This is a genomic window from Pseudomonas sp. Z4-7, assembly GCF_051131965.1.
In the GTDB taxonomy this organism is placed as follows: domain Bacteria; phylum Pseudomonadota; class Gammaproteobacteria; order Pseudomonadales; family Pseudomonadaceae; genus Aquipseudomonas.
On record NZ_CP071642.1, the window covers coordinates 357,592 to 374,453 of the forward strand.

Consider the following 16,862-nt stretch of genomic DNA (forward strand, 5'->3'; position numbering starts at 1 on the left):
GGCAGCCTTCCTGGCGAGGCGGCCAAGCTAGCATGCGTCCGGATGGCCGCCAACAGCGCTACGACCGGTAAACCGGCGACTTGCGGCAGCTTGTCGCATCGGCGCAGCAGACTGTCGCGCCGTCAACAACCGAACGGCTGTTTGAACCTGCCTGTCAGCGAATTGCCTGGGGAGTCGCGTAAAAAAAGGCGCGATGGTGCCAGCTTTGGGCGGGGGTGGGAAGGGTTAACCGGATGAGCGTTGATGGATTAAAAATCTATTGGGTCATTCGGGGCCGGGCTCGATATGTCCCGATATTCAGAGAGCCTTGAGGCAGACTCGTTTCACGGCTGTGGAGCCAGGGTTGCCCAATCCTCGATGCGTAGCCCGGGGACTCTTTCGAATTCTTTCAGATTGTTGGTGACTACGATCAGGCCGAGGGAACGGGCATGGCCGGCAATCATCTGGTCGTAAGGCCCGATTGGCCGGCCTATCTTTGCCAGCTCCGCCCGTATCATTCCGGTATGTGCTGCTGCTTCAAAACCAAAAGGTAAAACCTCAAGTCGGGCACAAAACCCTTCAATGACCCCAAGATTTTTTTCTGGGGCAGATGATTTTTCCGCGCCGTAGATCAGCTCCATCAGTGTGACGGCGCTAATACAGAGCTGGCCGTGGTGAAGGTTGAATGCTTCTCTAACTGCCTGGGGCTTGTTCTTGATGGTGAAAATACAGATGTTGGTATCGAGCATGAATTTGATCATCAGAACGACTCGCGCTCCTGATCGGCAGGTTGCTCCCGATCTGTCATAAAGTCAGCTGTCGCGCTATCGCCATCGAACCAGCTATCCCATGCTTCGCCGGCCGGCGTGATGATGCGGGCTCTGCCTACCGCAATCACATCCACGCGCTTTACATCGCTTGGCATCGCCACTGCTTTAGGTAGCCGAACTGCTTGGCTGCGGTTGCTCATGAAGAGGGTAGTTTGTTCCACGTAGGGTCCTCCGCTGGATTGCGTTGAAAGGATAGGATAACGACGGGATATGTCAATGGGATATACGCGGCGCGAAATTATTCCCGTCTCTAATCAATAGTTCCAATCGTTCTAAACCCAAACGCTTGATCGTGCTCCAAAAGGAAGCGTGCAAGTTGTTTCAGAACCTGGAGTTCTCGCCATGAAGCTTATTCGCTATCTTCTGTTGCCCTTCACCGCCTTCGGCGTTCTGCTACTCCCTATCGCCCTCAACGCCACCAACCTCGCGCCCATCGACAACACAGGCGTCCAGATCCAACCCATGCAGCAGAACGGCATTACTTATCTGTCCGGCGGCATCGGCGAAGACGAAGCCCGGGCCATCGGGCAGGCCAAGGGGTACAACCTGCACATGACTTTTGCGATCGGTCCGGAGAACAAATACGTTCCGGATGTGGACGTGACTGTGCTGAACGCATCAGGACAAACATTACTGACGCTCAGCGATGCGGGCCCGCTGGTGTATGTGCAACTGCCGCCGGGCAAGTACAGCGTGGTGGCGACGCGCAACGGGGAGGAGCGCCGCGACACCGCCGATTTGGGCAGCGGAGCCGCGCGCAAGCTGGTGTTCCACTGGAACAGCAGCGAATAGCCAGCCCGCTTATTCGCCGGCGGGCTCTTCCATCGACTGGCGATAACGGTCCAGCGCCTCGCTGAAGTCCTTGATGAACTCCGGCGTGCTGAGCCAGCGCTGGGCCGCCTCGCGGTCCATGTCATCGACCCACATGCGGTAGTCCACCAGCATGTCGGCAGCCAGGTTGGTGGCGGCCATGCTCTCGTTTTCGGCGTTCTTCAGATCCAGCAGGCCTGGGCGCTCGATGATCATTTCGCTGACGTTGGCCAGCAATGTGTCGAGCATTTCGCTGCGGCTGACGGCCTCGGCGTCGCGCAGCTTGACGAACAACTCCTGTACGTAAACCGGTGGCTGGGCGGTTGCATGGGCCGGATCGCCATACATCGGGATGGATTTTCGCCCGGTCATGCGGATCTGCTTGGCTTTGTCTTTGGCACGCTTGGCGCGTTTTTGCTGTTTGTTCAGTGAGGCCATTGGGCTTCGGTTTCCAATTCGTTAGGGGGCGGTGCCCGGCTCAGTCGATTTTCGGCACGGTAAAGCGAAATTCGCTGCCCTGGCCTGGCTGGCTTTCGGCGTGCAGTTTACCGCCATGAGCCTGGACAATCCCCTTGGATATATACAACCCAAGTCCGGTGCCATTCGGGTTGCCTTCCTTGGTTGTCCAGTAGCGGTCAAAAACATGCGGCAGCTGTTCAGGGGCGATGCCTTCGCCGGTATCGCGGACGCTGAACACGATCTCATCGCCCACCGACATCGCGCTGATGCCCACGGTCCCTTGCTGCGGCGTGAATTTGATGGCATTGCCGATCAGGTTGGACAGCACTTGGAACAGCCGCTCGGGATCTGCGTTGATCTTGAGGTTGGGCTCGGCATGGAAAGAAATATCGATTGCCTTGGCGGAGGCCAGCGGCGTGAGCAGCGAACAGGCGTCTTCGAATATCTGGCTGACGTCCATCGGCTGAGGGTTGATAGTGTAGCGCCCGGCGTCGATGCGCGAGGTGTCGAGCAGGTCTTCCAGCAGTGCATTCATGCGACTGGCGGCTTGTTGCATGGTGTCGATGGCCGAGGCAATTCGCTTCGAGCTGTGTGAGCCGTCGGAGCTGAAGGCCTTTTGCATCATGCCGCAGAGCATGGAAATGACCGTCATCGGGTTGCGCAAATCATGGGACACGACTGCCACCAGTTCATCGCGTGCTTGCACCGCCTGGCGCTCCTTGCGCACCTGTCGGGCCAGATCATTTTCCAGGGCCGAGCGGCGCAGGTCGTTGGCGGCGAACAAGTCGCCATGGCCCCACTTGGCGCTGATACCGTCCATCTCGACTTTCCAGATTTCAAACGAGGTGCGCGGCCGCAGGCGCAATCCGGTCTCGCTGTCTTCCAGGTCGAGGGGTTTTTGCGGGTCGCCGCTCCAATTGATGGTTTGCTTCACTTCGGGACGGAACCACAGCACGCCGTTTTCCACAGGCTTGGGCAGATGAATCGCCAGCACCCCGCTCGCTACATCCTGAAAAGCCCTGGCCGGGGCGAAAACGCTGCCCAGGTTATGGTGAGAGAAAACCGGCTGACCTGTTGCCAATATCCACTTGTGCAATTCGCGGATTTGCTCCGGTTCGGGGCACTGACCGTGGCGATGCAGTTTGTTGTCCTCGAAGATCGCAACGCCGCTGGCCCCGGTGAGGTCCATCAGACGTTGTGGCTCGCGGCACAGGCCATCGAAGACGTTTTCGCTGGATTCGGCCATGGCGGCGGCAAGCGTCTGCAGGTCCTCCAGCTTGGCGTCCCGTTGCCGAGTCAGCTCAAGGGTTTCCATGGCGCTGATCTGCAGTGACAGGATCTGGCCGATGGTCTGGCAGGCCATGCGCATTTCATGGGGCACTAGCAGAGGCTGGCGATTGCCGCAGCTGATCAAGCCCCACAGCTGTTCGCCTTTCATCAACGAGATGCTCATCGACGACAGCACGCCCATGTTCTTCATGTATTGACGGTGGATCGGCGAGACGCTGCGCAGCGTGGAAAAACTCAGATCCAGCGGCGCCTGGGTATCGGGACGCAGCTCGGGCACCAGGGGTATCGGCATATAGTCGGCGTTGGGGATGATGCGCAACCAGTTGGTGCGATACAGCTCACGGGCCTGCTCGGGAATATCCGAGGCTGGAAAAAACAGTCCCTTGTAAAGCTCCATCGATGGCGCGCTGGCTTCGGCGATGACCTGCCCGTGGCCTTCTTCCTCAAAGCGATAGATCAGCACGCGGTCGTAGCCGGTCATGGCTTGGATTTCCCGCACGCTGATTTCGTACAGCGTCTGAAGGTCTTTTGCGCTTTGCAGGCGCTGGAGCATGCGGCCCAGGTTGGCCTCGCCGCTGACGCCTTCGGGGCGATAGTCGCTCAGGTGTTGTTCCAGCTCGATGATCAGGGCGCCCTGATGGCGATGCACCAAGGCGTCAAAACGCTGCTGGTTCACGACGATGGCTACGGGCGCGTTGTCGCTTCCCGGGGCCGCGTGACAGGCAATTAGGATGGCTTGCGCCTGCTCCAGTCCCACCAGTGCATCAAGCGTCTGGTCCAGCAATCTGTTGGGATCTTGTCCCATCAGCTGCAATACGTTGGCGCTGACCTGACGGATCAGAAAGTCGGGCTCGGACAGCATCAGCAGCACGCCATGAGGTTGGATGGCACCGGGGAAGCGAATCGGTTCGTCTGCGCAATTAGCCAGCAGTTCTTCGAAGGCTTCCTGGTTTTCCGGGTTCATAGCAGTACCTTTTGGCTGTCCAGCCAGTGTTCAAAATGAGTAAACGTCGACCTGGCGGCGCGTGTGACTTCGAGCGTCTGGGGTTCGCCAAGGTTCCTGTCGTCCAGGTATTGGAGGAAATCCTTCCAGCGGCGGCCGGTGAGTTCACCATACACATTGAGAAAGGCAGCGCCGCTGGAGGCATCCAGGCCAAGCTGCTCCGCCACCCTGCGTCGCAGAATCTGTCCGCCGAGGGTCGCCCCCTCCAATACGTAGGAAACCCCGAGGGCGGCCGCGCGGGAGTCGATCTGCGGCAGTTGCTGGCAAACGGGCAACGCTTCGATAGCGGCTGCATCCATGCCCAGCGCCGTGAGATCGGCCCGCAATACCGGAAGCTTGATGCGCAGGGATTGGTCCAGCCCGGACGGAATCAATGCCAATACCTGAAGCCGTTGTTCCAATGGCTGGTAAAAACCGTAATAGGCCGCCATCAGGCGCCGGTACAGATCCAGATCCAGCCGTTCCGAAAAAAACGGCAGGCGTTTTTCCAAGGCGACATGCAACTCGGCGGTTTCAGTCCGCAATGCCTGGATCAAAGAGGGGTGGGTTGCGGCCGGTGACATGCAGAATGAAGCTCGTTGGCTGGAGCGTTGCTGAAAAAAAACGCATCAATGTTACATCGGTTTTTTGAGTATGCGTTTATCGATAACGGCTTCATTTCTTCAGGTCGCTGCGTCCGGGGGGGACTCCTCAAGTCGCGCCCGTTCGCAATCCAGCGCCTTGCGCAGTTCTTCTTCGGTGGGGAGCACCAGTTGATACTGGCTGGCAAACAGCTGTTCATGGCCTTGCAACACGGAATAACGCACCACCGACTCGTCTTTTTGTGCACAAAGAATGATGCCGACGGTGGGTTTATCATCAGGGCCGCGCCTGAGCTCATCGTAGAGTCGCACATACATATCCATCTGGCCGATGTCCTGGTGGCTCAGCTCGCCTCGCTTGAGATCGACGATCACAAAGCATTTGAGCAGATAGTTGTAGAAAACCAGGTCGAGGTAGAAATCCTTGCTTTCGGTGCTGATGCGCTGCTGGCGTGCGATGAAAGCGAAGCCCTTACCCAGTTCGAGCAGGAAGCCCTGCAGTTGGTTGATCAGGGCTTGTTCGAGATCGGTTTCCAGCAGCCTGCCGGTGTTTGGCATTCCAAGAAACTCAAGGACTACCGGATCCCTGACAATGTCCCTGGGCCCGAACGCTAGTTGCTCAAGATGGGTTGCTGCTTCCTGCTCTACCGCAGGTCGATCGCGGCTTGCCAGGAGGCGTTCGTAATAGAACGTGCCGATCTGACGCTCCAAGGCGCGGGTGGACCAGTTCTGGGTGGCGGCTTCGTTCATGTACCAACTGCGTGCATTCTTTTTTTCGACACGCAGCAGCGTTCGATAGTGAGTCCAGCTCAATTCGTGACGCAGTGCGTCACAGATTGGGAATGCCTGATAAAAAAGTCGCATGTAACGCAGGTTTGAGGCATCAAACCCTTTCCCAAACCGCACCGTCAGCACCTTGGCCAACGAGGCTAGCAACCTTGCGCCATAAGCCGCGCGTTCGGCGCCTCCTTGCTCGAACTCGATGATGTGCCGGCCGATCTGCCAGCAGGTCTGTACCTGGAGAGTGTCAACGGCACGCAACACTTTCTGGCGTGCCTGGCGAATCAGCTCGCCTAGTTCGTTGATCAAGGGCGCGAGCTGTGGATCGTCTTGGGGCAGTATCGGCTTCATCGAAGTGTCCAGCCATTGGAAGGGGCGGACCAGAAGAATGCTCCCATGAAAGCTTCGATGATGTCAGACGGAGCTGATTGCTTTGGAGGAAAAATAGCTGATTGATGCAGGACGGGTATGACGCAGCCCACGCTGGTGGAGCTTGGTCTGTAGGAGCCGTCCCACCAGCGTATGATCCATCGTCAGTCGCTGACTGAAGTCAGCCTTGGCCTTGCGTCAGCGCCTGGGATGCGGCCACATAATCAGCCTGGAATTGCTTGCTTTCCACCCAATCCAGGGCAGTCTGCTCATCGACGCCCGTGGTCAGGCGACGGTATTCGATCAAGGCGGTGATGATGAAGTCGGTCGCTTCTTCTTCACCTTCCTGTTCCAGCACGAGCGCCAGCAGTGGATGGCCCAGGAACGCTTCGCACATGGCTTTCTGACTGACCTTCTCGGCGAGGCTCATGATGCGGAACAGGTCCGACAGGTCCACGGTTTCCAGGTCGATGCGCTCGTCGTTCGGGTCCAGGAAGTCGTTCGGCGCAGCGGTACGCTGAATGCGATTCTTCTTGGCTTTCTCCTTGGCGCGCTGGCTGCGTTTTTGCTGTTTGTTCGCCGATGACATGGTCGGATTCCTGATAAATAAGGCCATCTATCCTACAGCTTCGACGCGAACGCTTCGAATCTCAATCCACCACGAACAGCGTCGCCCCTGATGGAGTGGAGGAGCGATGAGGCTCGGCCTGGTCGGCCACCTGGTAGCTCATGCCGGGCTTGAGCAGGAATTGCCGGCCGTCTTCGAGTTCGGTGTTCAGCTCGCCTTTGAGACAAAGCAGGATATGGCCCTTGGTGCACCAATGGTCGGCCAGGTAGCCGGCCGTGTATTCCACCATCCGTACCCGAACGCTGCCGAAATGCTGCGTGCGCCAGTAAGCGGTTCCGGTAATGCCTTTGTGTTCGGTGGGTTCGATGGTGGACCAGTCGGTGGTGCCGAAGGGGATGCCGGTGATATCCATGTCGACTCGCATGCAGGAGGAGGGGAGCGGACGAATGTAGCTGAGTCGACAGGATGCAGGAAGGAAATCCCGGACAATAAAAAACCCCGATCAATTTCTTGATCGGGGTTTTCGGTATTTGGTGCCCAGAGACGGAATCGAACCGCCGACACGGGGATTTTCAATCCCCTGCTCTACCGACTGAGCTATCTGGGCAACGGGGCGCATTAAACGGGTTTTTCAGGGGGGCGTCAAGCAAGTTATCAAAAAATATTTAACTATTACCGTCGCTTACGATTCGCCCCCGCTCCGGGCAGCTTATTCGGAGGGCGGCACGTAGCCCTCGGCCTTGGCGTAATCTTCGCCGGAAAAGAACTTGTCCATCTCCCCTTGAAGATATTTGCGATCTTCGGCATTCATCATGTTCAGGCGTTTTTCGTTGATCAGCAGCGTCTGGTGTTTTTGCCAGTCGCCCCAGGCCTTGGCTGATACGTTGTCGTAGATGTCCTGGCCCTTGGCGCCGGGAAACGGTGCGCGCTCCAGGCCTTCCAGCTGTTCTTTGTACTTGCGGCACATGATGGTGCGGGTCATTGCAACTCTCCTGCGTTCAATACAGCGGCCGCGCGTTCGAGCAATGTCTTGACCGGGGCGGCTAGGCCCAGGCGCGGCGGGGTGGCGAGGTTATACCAGAGCCAGTCGGCCTCGGCCACGTGATGGCCGGTTTCGCGGACCCGGACCAGCCAGGGTTCGATTGCCAACTGGAAGTGGCTGAAAGTGTGTACCAGGCTTGGCATTGCCTGTTGCTGACCCAGCTCCAGCGAATGTTGCAGGGCCAGGTGTTGCAGGTCGTCGAGGTCGTCGAGTTCCGGCAGGCTCCACAGACCGCCCCACAAACCGGTGGATGGGCGGCGGTAAAGCAAGATGGCGCCTTCGCGGTTAGCCAGCATGGGCATCAAGGTGCGTTTCTTGGGCACTTCCTTGCGCGGCTTGGGAATCGGATAGCGGGTTTCCAGGCCCAGCATGTGGGCTTCGCAGCCTTTTTCCAGCGGGCAGAGCAGGCAACTGGGTCTGCTGCGGGTACAGAGCGTGGCGCCCAGGTCCATCATCGCCTGGGTATAGGCGTTGACCCGATCCTGAGGGGTAAAGCGTTCGGCAGTGGCCCAGAGCTGTTTCGCAACCTTTGGCTCGCCTGGGTAGCCTTCCTGGGCAGTAAAGCGCGCCAGCACCCGCTTGACGTTTCCATCGAGAATCGGCGCCCGCAGGCCCATGCTGATGCTGGCAATCGCGCCAGCGGTGGATAGGCCGATTCCCGGCAGTTCCGTGAGCTTCTCCACATCCCGGGGAAATTCGCCGCCATATTGCTCGACGACGATTTTCGCGGTTTTCTGCAGATTACGAGCGCGGGTGTAGTAGCCCAACCCGGTCCACAGGTGCAGCACTTCATCCTCCGGCGCGGCGGCCAGGGCCTGGACGGTAGGCAGGGCGGCCATGAACCGGTCGAAGTAATTGAGCACCGTGCTGACCTGGGTCTGCTGCAGCATGATCTCCGAGACCCATACCCGATACGGGGAGATGTCTTGCTGCCAGGGCAGGTCATGGCGCCCGTGGCGGTCGAACCAATCCAATACGGCGCTGGAAAACTGCTCGGATGTCATCGCTTGAACAGCCCCTTCAGCGCATCTTTGAGCTCGGGGCTGACCTTGTCGCCGAGCTTCTCGTCGATCTTGTCGCCGAGGCGGTCGCCGGCTAGTTTCGCCGCAACCTTGCCCAGCCCGTCGTTGTCCAGGCGGCAGGCTTTCGCGCCCAGCTCCAGCGGGCCTCGGCAGCGTAACGGCCACTCGACATCGACATAACGCTCGTTGACCTGGCAGGCCGGGTCGGGCATGTCGCTCTTGTCGCCTTCAACGATGACGCCGACGCGGTAGTCCATGCCCAATACCCGCAGGTCGATGTCACCGTTGCCATTGACCGTCATGCCGGGGATGCGCACTTTGAGGTCCGGATTGCTGGCCACGCCATTATGGAAGGTAAGGTTGCCGTCGAGTTGCTGGAACGGTGTGTCCTTGCCGCGCGGTTCACCGCTGAGACTCTTGCGGTTCAGCGTGGCGATGCCTTTGCACAGCTGCTGTTCGAGGTTGGCATTGAGCAGCACGCCATCATTGATGACGAACCCGGCATTGCCGTTCAGGCTGTCGATCAGGGCCTTCTGGCTGTTGCCACTGGCGGTGACGGCGCTGTTGAGCGTCACCAGGCCTTTGACGGGCGGATTCTTGCCCTGGCTTTCGATGATCTTGTCGGCCGGCACCCGGTTGATGCGGGTTTGCAGGCTCAACTGCGGCGTGGGCTGGCGCACGTCCAGCGTGCCCTTGGCTTCGAAGTTGCCGTTATACAAGTCGCCCCGCAGGTTTTCCAGCGTCAACAGGCCGCCGAGCCCGGTGGCTTTCAGCGCGGCATTCTGGATGGGCAGCTTGTCGAGGGTCAGCTGGCCGAAGCTCAGGTCGGCATCGACATCGAGCTTGCTCAGGCGCTCCACCGGGAACAATCGATCGTTGCTCCACGCGCCCTGGGTCGGGGCGCTTGGTAGCGGTGAGCTGCCGGCACTGGCCATGGCGCTGGCCTCGGTGTTGCTGACTTCGGCCTCGCGGGCAGCCTTGGCGCTGTTGGCTTCGGCGGACTTTGGCGGCAGGTAGCGATCAACATTGAAGGTGTCGGCCTTGAGCTGGGCACGCAGTGACTGCTTGGCGATATCTTCCACGGCGATGCGACCACTGAAATTGCTCTCATCGATTTTCAGGTTGATGTCGTTGAGCTCGACGCTAGTCGGTGTGGCTGCAATGCGGCTCGCCAGCTCGACCTTGCTCAGGCTGCCATCGGCCATCGCCGGCAGTTTCTGGCCGATGCTGTCGATGAAGCTGGCCAGGTCGAATGAAGCAATCGACACGCCGCCATTCAGCTGCGGCGTTTTGTCGAGATCGTTGACCTTCAGCTCGCCCAGGGCGCGAAGCTGGTTCAAGGAAAGCTTGATACCGGTCCATTCGGCAACGTTGGCTGCCTTGTCGAGGAACAGTTGCCCTTGCGCCGCAAAGCTCACGGTCTTGCCTTGCAACGGATCGCCGGTGGCTTCACCGGACAGCTTCAGGTCTTCGAACTTGTAGCGTTGCAGTGCGCGTTCGAAGCGCAGCTCGCCAGTCACCTCGGTGCGCACCCGAACAGCCGGCTGGTTGCTGGACAGGAAAGCCGTGAGGGTAACCGGGATATTGGTGGAATCATGGATCGGGCCGGTGCTCAACTGGATGCTTTCAGCGGTAAACAGCTTGCCGGTCTGCTCGTCGCTGTATTCGACCCGGGCGTTGTTCACGGTCAGGCTGTCGATGTCCAGGCGAGTGGGTTGGGCCGGTTTCTCTGTCGGAGCGTTGGCCGGCGGGGCGGACTGTTCGGTTGGCGCCGGCGCCTTCGTAGCGGTCGTGGAGGCGGGCGCCTTGCCGATGTCTTCCCAGTTGCCATGACCGTTCTTGTCGCGGTTGAGCCGCAGGTTCAGGCCTTCGACCCGTACATCGCTCATCTGCACTTCACGGCGCAACAGCGGCATCACCCGGACTGAAAGCCCAAGCATCTGCAAGTCGGCAAAGGGTTGGGTCGGATTGGCCAGGGTCGCAACGCTGGCTTCGTGCAGTTCAAGACCCAGCCATGGAAACAGGCTCCAGCCGATATCGCCATTGAGGGTCAGCTCGATGTGGGCCTTGTCGCGGGCTATCTGGCGGATCTCTTCCTTATAGTCGTTGGGATCGAAGAGGTGGGTCAGGGCAAAGCCCAGGGCCACAATGATCAGCAACAGCCCGAGAAGTACCAGACCCAGGATTTTGCCGAACGCTTTCATGGGCGAATCCTTGTAGGTTGAGTTCAAATTTTACCGGAGAGTATAACGTCCCGGGTTGGTGGAGCGTTGGGTCATCGTTTTTCGATCCTCCACTGGTGGAACGGCAGGCGCGGTTCACCGTGGCGAGGGAGCTTGCTCCCGCTGGACTGCGAAGCAGTCCCAAACCAGGCGAATCAGGACGCCTGGCACACCGTGGAGACAGCTTTAGGGGGCGCTGCGCTCCCCAGCGGGAGCAAGCTCCCTCGCCACGGGATACGTCCGGTCACCGTCAGCTTTCATTCAGCGGTATCTTCAGCTTTGCCGCCAAGGCCTGCACCTCCAGATGCCCGGCCGGTGCCTCGAGCCGGAGCCCGGCGTCTTCCTGACGAGCCATCCTCCGTGCTTCGCTCACCAAGCGCTCAGCTACGCCCCGGCGGCGGGTAACCTTTCTTACGCACAGGTGAGACAAGTACCAAGCGTCCTGGTGCCGTTGCAGGCGTGCGGCGCCGATCAGCCGGTCGTTGAACCGTGCCGCAATCAGCGTACCTTCCGTCAGGCAACTGTTGACCAACTGCCCGGCATCGCTGAACGGCTCGAACAGCCAGGCCGGGGCGTCCTGGTAGATTTTCTGCAGGTCCTGATGATCCTGATGAGTGGCTTCATTCAGACGCTCGACAACGATGGGCATGGAAATTCCTGAAAAATAAACGAATAACGCCCTACAGAAAGTGAGAAGAGGCGCGATAAGACGAATGACAGAAAAAAGGTGATAGCACTTTGGTTTTTCTGTCACGAGCAAATGGTAACCTTTGTCAGTTCGCCCGTCCTTCTGCGACGTGATGTCGCACCAAAATGGAGCTTCACCGCAAAATACAGTCATGCCTGCGTGCAAATGAAGACTGAGGGTGATGCGTGGCTGGCGAACCTATTCCAATAACTGGGGGATACACAATGAGCACGAGCATTACGGCGGACGGCATTGCCGACCAGCCTGCGTTCCTCTCCAAGGAACGCATTATCGCCAAGCCCGGCTTCAATCGCTGGCTGGTGCCACCGGCCGCGCTGGCCATTCACCTGTGCATCGGCATGGCCTACGGCTTTTCGGTGTTCTGGTTGCCGCTGTCCAAGGCCTTGGGCATCACCAAGCCGGTAGCCTGCGCGCCGGACATGAGCTTCATCTCGCAAGTCTTTTCGTCCCAATGTGACTGGCCGATCTCGATGCTCGGCTGGATCTACACCCTGTTCTTCATTTTCCTGGGTTGCTCGGCAGCCATCTGGGGCGGCTGGCTGGAACATGCCGGTCCGCGCAAGGCTGGCGTGGTATCGGCCCTGTGCTGGTGCGGTGGCCTGCTGATTTCGGCGCTGGGTATCTATACCCATCAGATCTGGCTGATGTGGGTCGGCTCCGGTGTCATCGGTGGTATCGGCCTGGGCCTGGGCTACATCTCCCCGGTCTCGACGCTGATCAAGTGGTTCCCGGACAAGCGCGGCATGGCGACCGGCATGGCGATCATGGGCTTTGGCGGTGGCGCGATGGTGGGTGCCCCGTTGGCTGCAGCGCTGATGAGCCATTTCGCTACGCCAACCGACGTGGGCGTATGGCAGAGCTTCCTGGTGATGGCCGCGATCTACTTCGTGTTCATGATCGGTGGCGCCCTGTCGTATCGCGTTCCGCCGACCGGCTGGAAGCCTGAGGGCTGGAACCCTGCACCGAAAAAAGCCGCGAACGCAATGATCACCCATCGCCACGTTCACGTGAACGTTGCCTGGAAAACCCCGCAGTTCCGTCTGGTCTGGCTGGTGCTGTGCCTGAACGTATCCGCCGGTATCGGCATCCTGGGCATGGCTTCGCCATTGCTGCAGGAAGTGTTCGGCGGCAAATTGCTCGGAAACGACCTGCCGTTCGGTCAGCTGGACGCCGCGCAACTGGGCCAGATCGCTGCCATTGCAGCCGGTTTCACCGGTCTGCTGAGCCTGTTCAACATCGGTGGCCGGTTCTTCTGGGCCTCCTTCTCGGACTACCTGGGTCGCAAAAACACCTACTTCGTGTTCTTTGCCCTGGGCGTGGCCTTGTATGCCCTGATCCCGAGCCTGGGCCACCTGGGCAGCGTCGCGCTGTTCGTGGCGGCGTTCTGCATCATCCTGTCGATGTACGGCGGCGGTTTCGCCACCGTGCCGGCCTACCTGGCGGACCTGTTCGGTACGCAAATGGTCGGTGCGATCCACGGTCGTCTGTTGACCGCCTGGGCGGCAGCCGGTGTACTGGGTCCGGTACTGGTGAACTACTTGCGTGAATATCAACTGAGCATCGGCGTTGAACGCGCCGCGGCCTATGACATCACCCTGTACATCCTCGCCGGCCTGCTGGTGCTGGGCTTCCTGTGCAACCTGATGGTTCGCCCGGTCGCCGACAAGTACTTCATGACCGACGCCGAACTGGCCGCAGAGCAAGCGCTGGGCCACGACAAGGGCGCCGACAGCACCACTTCCCTGGAGTGGAAAGCCGCACCGGGCACCAAGCCCCTGGCGATCGCCGCCTGGCTGGTGGTGGGCATTCCGCTGGCGTGGGGTGTGTGGGTGACCCTGCAGAAGACGGCGGTGTTGTTCCGCTAAAACCGTTGCCCTGGCCAGCGGGTCAGGGCAATCCTTGTGGGAGCGAGCCTGCTCGCGAATGGGGCGTGTCAGTCGACAACAGTGTCTTCTGACGCACCGCTTTCGCGAGCAGGCTCGCTCCCACATTTGTTTTTATGAGTCCTGGAAGACTTGTACGGACATGTCTAACGCCGCCGCATCGGTTTCAGCCCGTCAGCGGTGTCACCTCTTTTGTTTCTGTTTGCCGCTCGCGCCCCTATAATGGCTGCCTTTTTCGCCCAATGATTTTGCGGAGCTGGTGATGGCCGAACGTAAGGCGTCTGTCGAGCGCGACACTCTGGAAACCCAGATCAAAGCCTCGATCAACCTGGATGGCACCGGAAAGGCCCGGTTTGATATCGGCGTGCCTTTTCTTGAGCACATGCTCGACCAGATCGCCCGTCACGGGCTGATCGACCTGGACATCGTCAGCAAGGGCGACCTGCATATCGACGACCATCACACCGTCGAAGATGTCGGTATCACGCTGGGCCAGGCTTTCACCAAAGCCATCGGCGACAAGAAGGGCATCCGTCGCTACGGCCATGCCTACGTGCCGCTCGATGAAGCGCTGTCGCGCGTGGTCATCGACTTCTCGGGCCGCCCTGGCCTGCAGATGCATGTGCCGTACACCCGCGCCACCGTCGGCGGCTTCGACGTCGACCTGTTCCAGGAGTTCTTCCAGGGCTTCGTCAACCACGCCAACGTGACCCTGCACATCGACAACCTGCGTGGGCACAACACCCACCACCAGATCGAAACCGTGTTCAAGGCGTTCGGCCGCGCGCTGCGCATGGCTGTCGAGCTCGATGACCGCATGGCCGGCCAGATGCCTTCCACCAAAGGCGTCCTGTAATGCAGACGGTTGCGGTTATCGATTACGGCATGGGCAACCTGCACTCGGTGGCCAAGGCCCTCGAGCACGTAGGCGCCGGCAAGGTATTGATCACCAGCGATGCCGACGTGATTCGCGAAGCCGACCGGGTGGTGTTTCCCGGTGTCGGCGCGATTCGCGACTGCATGGCCGAGATTCGGCGCCTGGGCTTCGACAAGCTGGTGCACGAAGTCAGCCAGGATCGCCCGTTCCTCGGCATCTGCGTGGGCATGCAGGCTTTGCTCGACCGCAGTGAAGAGAACGACGGGGTCGATTGCATCTCGCTGTTCCCGGGCCAGGTCAAGTTCTTTGGGAAGGACCTGCATGAAGACGGCGAGCACTTGAAAGTGCCGCACATGGGCTGGAACGAAGTGCGGCAAACAGTGGACCACCCGCTGTGGCACGATATTCCGGACCTTGCGCGTTTCTACTTCGTGCACAGCTACTACATCGCCGCCGGCAATGCCCGGCAGGTGGTGGGCAGCGGTCACTATGGTGTCGATTTCGCCGCGGCCCTGGCCGATGGCTCGCGCTTCGCCGTGCAGTTTCACCCGGAGAAGAGCCATACCCATGGCCTGCAACTGCTGCAGAACTTCGCGGCGTGGGACGGGCGCTGGTAATGGCCCGCAAGAAACCGCCGATCCTCACCCTCACGCCTGAGCAGGAAAGTGAGGCGAACCGCAAGATCCAGCGGTTCATGGAGGAGCGTTTCGAGCTGGACCTTGGCTCGTTCGAAGCGGCGGAAATTCTTGATCTGTTTACCCGCGAAATTGCTCCGCACTATTACAACAGGGCGATTTTCGATGTGCAGGCGCACCTTAAGGAAAGGTTCGAAAGCATCGAAAGCGACTTGTGGGCGCTCGAGAAAAACTGATTTTCGAGCCAAGCTGAATTTTCGTATTTGAAGGTTTGCCAGATGCTGATTATCCCCGCTATCGATCTCAAGGACGGCGCTTGTGTCCGTCTGCGCCAGGGCCGCATGGAAGACTCCACGGTGTTTTCCGACGACCCGGTGAGCATGGCCGCCAAGTGGGTGGAGGGCGGTTGCCGTCGCCTGCATCTGGTTGACCTGAACGGTGCGTTCGAAGGCCAGCCGGTCAACGGTGAAGTGGTCACGGCCATCGCCAAACGGTACCCGAACCTGCCGATCCAGATCGGTGGCGGCATTCGTTCGCTGGAGACCATCGAGCACTACGTCAAGGCCGGCGTGAGCTACGTGATCATCGGCACCAAGGCCGTCAAGGAGCCTGAATTCGTCGCCGAAGCCTGCCGTGCCTTTCCGGGCAAGGTCATCGTTGGCCTCGACGCCAAGGACGGGTTTGTCGCCACCGACGGCTGGGCTGAAGTGAGTACCGTGCAAGTGATCGACCTGGCCAAGCGTTTCGAAGCTGACGGCGTGTCCGCCATCGTCTACACCGACATTGCCAAGGACGGCATGATGCAGGGCTGCAACGTTCCGTTCACCGCTGCCCTGGCCGCCGCCACGAAGATCCCGGTGATCGCCTCCGGCGGCATCCACAACCTGGGCGACATCAAGGCACTGCTCGACGCCAGGGCGCCGGGCATCATCGGTGCGATCACCGGTCGCGCAATCTATGAAGGTACCCTGGACGTCGCCGAGGCGCAGGCCTTCTGCGATTTCTATAAAGGCTGAGGACTCATCATGGCGCTGGCCAAACGCATCATCCCTTGCCTGGACGTGGATAACGGCCGGGTGGTCAAGGGCGTCAAGTTCGAGAACATCCGTGACGCTGGCGACCCGGTGGAAATCGCCCGTCGTTATGACGAGCAGGGTGCGGACGAGATTACTTTCCTGGATATCACGGCCAGCGTCGACGGCCGCGATACCACGCTGCACACCGTCGAGCGCATGGCCAGCCAGGTGTTCATTCCGCTGACCGTGGGCGGTGGCGTGCGCAGCGTGCAGGACATCCGCAACCTGCTCAATGCCGGCGCGGACAAGGTGTCCATCAACACCGCGGCGGTGTTCAACCCGGAATTCGTCGGCGAGGCGGCCGAGCATTTCGGCTCGCAGTGCATCGTCGTGGCAATCGACGCGAAGAAAGTCTCCGGCCCGGGCGAAACCCCGCGCTGGGAAATCTTCACCCATGGCGGGCGCAAGCCAACCGGGCTGGACGCCGTTGAATGGGCAAAGAAGATGGAGGGCCTGGGCGCCGGAGAAATCCTGCTGACCAGCATGGACCAGGACGGCATGAAGAACGGCTTCGATCTCGGCGTCACCCGTGCCATCAGCGATGCCTTGGGCATTCCGGTGATCGCTTCCGGTGGTGTCGGCAACCTGCAGCACTTGGCCGATGGCATTCTGGAAGGCCATGCCAGCGCGGTATTGGCGGCGAGCATTTTCCACTTTGGCGAATACACCGTGCCGGAAGCCAAGGCCTACATGGCCCAGCGCGGTATCTGCGTCAGATAAGCCGAGA

Annotated in this window: 19 protein-coding genes and 1 tRNA gene; 7 read left to right on the forward strand and 13 right to left on the reverse strand. The window is 59.8% G+C overall.

What is annotated here, in order from left to right:
- Positions 1-323: 323 nt before the first annotated feature.
- Together vapC and vapB are read right to left on the reverse strand one after the other, a co-directional pair.
- Positions 324-740, reverse strand: coding sequence for a type II toxin-antitoxin system tRNA(fMet)-specific endonuclease VapC (gene vapC / locus J3P91_RS01545; RefSeq protein WP_434602539.1), 417 nt, complete (start codon positions 738-740; stop codon positions 324-326).
- A complete protein-coding gene (gene vapB, locus J3P91_RS01550; protein ID WP_434604965.1) occupies positions 740-949 on the reverse strand; it encodes a type II toxin-antitoxin system VapB family antitoxin in 210 nt (69 codons plus the stop codon). Before vapB ends, vapC begins: the two co-directional genes overlap by 1 nt.
- A gap of 202 nt (positions 950-1,151) precedes the next feature.
- On the opposite strand from vapB, the gene J3P91_RS01555 reads away from it, so the two are divergent.
- A complete protein-coding gene (locus J3P91_RS01555; RefSeq protein WP_434602540.1) occupies positions 1,152-1,601 on the forward strand; it encodes a carboxypeptidase regulatory-like domain-containing protein in 450 nt (149 codons plus the stop codon).
- A 9-nt stretch (positions 1,602-1,610) separates the two neighbouring features.
- Here J3P91_RS01555 and J3P91_RS01560 read toward each other — a convergent pair whose 3' ends face one another.
- From J3P91_RS01560 to panM, 11 genes are all read right to left on the reverse strand, one after another.
- Positions 1,611-2,057 carry a hypothetical protein gene (locus J3P91_RS01560; protein ID WP_434602541.1) on the reverse strand — a complete coding sequence of 149 codons (447 nt, stop codon included), beginning with the start codon at positions 2,055-2,057 and terminating at the stop codon, positions 1,611-1,613.
- Between the two features lie 40 nt (positions 2,058-2,097).
- Positions 2,098-4,332, reverse strand: coding sequence for an ATP-binding protein (locus J3P91_RS01565; RefSeq protein ID WP_434602542.1), 2,235 nt, complete (start codon positions 4,330-4,332; stop codon positions 2,098-2,100).
- On the reverse strand, positions 4,329-4,934 hold the full coding sequence (locus J3P91_RS01570; RefSeq protein ID WP_434602543.1) for a biliverdin-producing heme oxygenase: 606 nt from the start codon (positions 4,932-4,934) through the stop codon (positions 4,329-4,331). Before J3P91_RS01570 ends, J3P91_RS01565 begins: the two co-directional genes overlap by 4 nt.
- 99 nt (positions 4,935-5,033) lie before the next feature.
- Positions 5,034-6,083 (reverse strand): PDDEXK nuclease domain-containing protein, encoded by a 1,050-nt coding sequence (locus J3P91_RS01575; protein WP_434602544.1) that lies wholly within the window; start codon positions 6,081-6,083, stop codon positions 5,034-5,036.
- 199 nt (positions 6,084-6,282) lie between these two features.
- The gene (locus J3P91_RS01580; protein WP_434602545.1) at positions 6,283-6,690 is read right to left on the reverse strand and encodes a hypothetical protein; all 408 of its coding nucleotides are present in this window, start codon (positions 6,688-6,690) and stop codon (positions 6,283-6,285) included.
- A gap of 61 nt (positions 6,691-6,751) precedes the next feature.
- Positions 6,752-7,081 carry a DHCW motif cupin fold protein gene (locus J3P91_RS01585; RefSeq protein ID WP_434570261.1) on the reverse strand — a complete coding sequence of 110 codons (330 nt, stop codon included), beginning with the start codon at positions 7,079-7,081 and terminating at the stop codon, positions 6,752-6,754.
- Between the two features lie 119 nt (positions 7,082-7,200).
- Positions 7,201-7,276, reverse strand: a tRNA-Phe gene (locus J3P91_RS01590).
- 102 nt (positions 7,277-7,378) lie between these two features.
- A complete protein-coding gene (locus J3P91_RS01595; RefSeq protein ID WP_207963103.1) occupies positions 7,379-7,651 on the reverse strand; it encodes an oxidative damage protection protein in 273 nt (90 codons plus the stop codon).
- A complete protein-coding gene (gene mutY, locus J3P91_RS01600) occupies positions 7,648-8,715 on the reverse strand; it encodes an A/G-specific adenine glycosylase (protein WP_434570258.1) in 1,068 nt (355 codons plus the stop codon). The genes J3P91_RS01595 and mutY overlap by 4 nt, the downstream gene beginning before the upstream one ends.
- On the reverse strand, positions 8,712-10,937 hold the full coding sequence (locus J3P91_RS01605) for an AsmA family protein (protein WP_434602546.1): 2,226 nt from the start codon (positions 10,935-10,937) through the stop codon (positions 8,712-8,714). The genes mutY and J3P91_RS01605 overlap by 4 nt, the downstream gene beginning before the upstream one ends.
- A gap of 268 nt (positions 10,938-11,205) precedes the next feature.
- Positions 11,206-11,604 carry an aspartate 1-decarboxylase autocleavage activator PanM gene (gene panM / locus J3P91_RS01610; protein WP_434602547.1) on the reverse strand — a complete coding sequence of 133 codons (399 nt, stop codon included), beginning with the start codon at positions 11,602-11,604 and terminating at the stop codon, positions 11,206-11,208.
- A gap of 263 nt (positions 11,605-11,867) precedes the next feature.
- On the opposite strand from panM, the gene J3P91_RS01615 reads away from it, so the two are divergent.
- The 6 genes from J3P91_RS01615 (at position 11,868) to hisF (ending at position 16,855) form a co-directional block, all read left to right on the forward strand.
- A complete protein-coding gene (locus J3P91_RS01615) occupies positions 11,868-13,529 on the forward strand; it encodes an OFA family MFS transporter (protein WP_434602548.1) in 1,662 nt (553 codons plus the stop codon).
- 280 nt (positions 13,530-13,809) lie between these two features.
- The gene (gene hisB / locus J3P91_RS01620; RefSeq protein ID WP_003186751.1) at positions 13,810-14,403 is read left to right on the forward strand and encodes an imidazoleglycerol-phosphate dehydratase HisB; all 594 of its coding nucleotides are present in this window, start codon (positions 13,810-13,812) and stop codon (positions 14,401-14,403) included.
- Positions 14,403-15,041: an imidazole glycerol phosphate synthase subunit HisH gene (gene hisH / locus J3P91_RS01625; RefSeq protein WP_434602549.1), complete on the forward strand. Its 639-nt coding sequence runs from the start codon at positions 14,403-14,405 to the stop codon at positions 15,039-15,041. The genes hisB and hisH overlap by 1 nt, the downstream gene beginning before the upstream one ends.
- Positions 15,041-15,295, forward strand: a complete 255-nt coding sequence (locus J3P91_RS01630; RefSeq protein WP_030141479.1) for a DUF2164 domain-containing protein — start codon at positions 15,041-15,043, stop codon at positions 15,293-15,295. The genes hisH and J3P91_RS01630 overlap by 1 nt, the downstream gene beginning before the upstream one ends.
- Positions 15,296-15,337: 42 nt before the next feature.
- Positions 15,338-16,075 carry a 1-(5-phosphoribosyl)-5-[(5-phosphoribosylamino)methylideneamino]imidazole-4-carboxamide isomerase gene (gene hisA, locus J3P91_RS01635; RefSeq protein ID WP_434602550.1) on the forward strand — a complete coding sequence of 246 codons (738 nt, stop codon included), beginning with the start codon at positions 15,338-15,340 and terminating at the stop codon, positions 16,073-16,075.
- A 9-nt stretch (positions 16,076-16,084) separates the two neighbouring features.
- Positions 16,085-16,855, forward strand: coding sequence for an imidazole glycerol phosphate synthase subunit HisF (gene hisF, locus J3P91_RS01640; protein WP_305497440.1), 771 nt, complete (start codon positions 16,085-16,087; stop codon positions 16,853-16,855).
- Positions 16,856-16,862: the final 7 nt, after the last annotated feature.

Excerpts from the sequence above, each read along its gene's own strand:
- hisA (WP_434602550.1), top strand. The coding sequence starts at position 15,338 with ATGCTGATTATCCCCGCTATCGATCTCAAGGACGGCGCTTGTGTCCGT.
- hisF (WP_305497440.1), top strand. The coding sequence starts at position 16,085 with ATGGCGCTGGCCAAACGCATCATCCCTTGCCTGGACGTGGATAACGGC.
- J3P91_RS01605 (WP_434602546.1), bottom strand. The coding sequence starts at position 10,937 with ATGAAAGCGTTCGGCAAAATCCTGGGTCTGGTACTTCTCGGGCTGTTG.
- J3P91_RS01615 (WP_434602548.1), top strand. The coding sequence starts at position 11,868 with ATGAGCACGAGCATTACGGCGGACGGCATTGCCGACCAGCCTGCGTTC.
- J3P91_RS01580 (WP_434602545.1), bottom strand. The coding sequence starts at position 6,690 with ATGTCATCGGCGAACAAACAGCAAAAACGCAGCCAGCGCGCCAAGGAG.
- J3P91_RS01595 (WP_207963103.1), bottom strand. The coding sequence starts at position 7,651 with ATGACCCGCACCATCATGTGCCGCAAGTACAAAGAACAGCTGGAAGGC.
- J3P91_RS01575 (WP_434602544.1), bottom strand. The coding sequence starts at position 6,083 with ATGAAGCCGATACTGCCCCAAGACGATCCACAGCTCGCGCCCTTGATC.
- vapC (WP_434602539.1), bottom strand. The coding sequence starts at position 740 with ATGATCAAATTCATGCTCGATACCAACATCTGTATTTTCACCATCAAG.
- J3P91_RS01565 (WP_434602542.1), bottom strand. The coding sequence starts at position 4,332 with ATGAACCCGGAAAACCAGGAAGCCTTCGAAGAACTGCTGGCTAATTGC.
- hisH (WP_434602549.1), top strand. The coding sequence starts at position 14,403 with ATGCAGACGGTTGCGGTTATCGATTACGGCATGGGCAACCTGCACTCG.
- J3P91_RS01560 (WP_434602541.1), bottom strand. The coding sequence starts at position 2,057 with ATGGCCTCACTGAACAAACAGCAAAAACGCGCCAAGCGTGCCAAAGAC.
- hisB (WP_003186751.1), top strand. The coding sequence starts at position 13,810 with ATGGCCGAACGTAAGGCGTCTGTCGAGCGCGACACTCTGGAAACCCAG.
- J3P91_RS01555 (WP_434602540.1), top strand. The coding sequence starts at position 1,152 with ATGAAGCTTATTCGCTATCTTCTGTTGCCCTTCACCGCCTTCGGCGTT.
- vapB (WP_434604965.1), bottom strand. The coding sequence starts at position 949 with ATGAGCAACCGCAGCCAAGCAGTTCGGCTACCTAAAGCAGTGGCGATG.
- mutY (WP_434570258.1), bottom strand. The coding sequence starts at position 8,715 with ATGACATCCGAGCAGTTTTCCAGCGCCGTATTGGATTGGTTCGACCGC.
- J3P91_RS01585 (WP_434570261.1), bottom strand. The coding sequence starts at position 7,081 with ATGGATATCACCGGCATCCCCTTCGGCACCACCGACTGGTCCACCATC.
- J3P91_RS01630 (WP_030141479.1), top strand. The coding sequence starts at position 15,041 with ATGGCCCGCAAGAAACCGCCGATCCTCACCCTCACGCCTGAGCAGGAA.
- J3P91_RS01570 (WP_434602543.1), bottom strand. The coding sequence starts at position 4,934 with ATGTCACCGGCCGCAACCCACCCCTCTTTGATCCAGGCATTGCGGACT.
- panM (WP_434602547.1), bottom strand. The coding sequence starts at position 11,604 with ATGCCCATCGTTGTCGAGCGTCTGAATGAAGCCACTCATCAGGATCAT.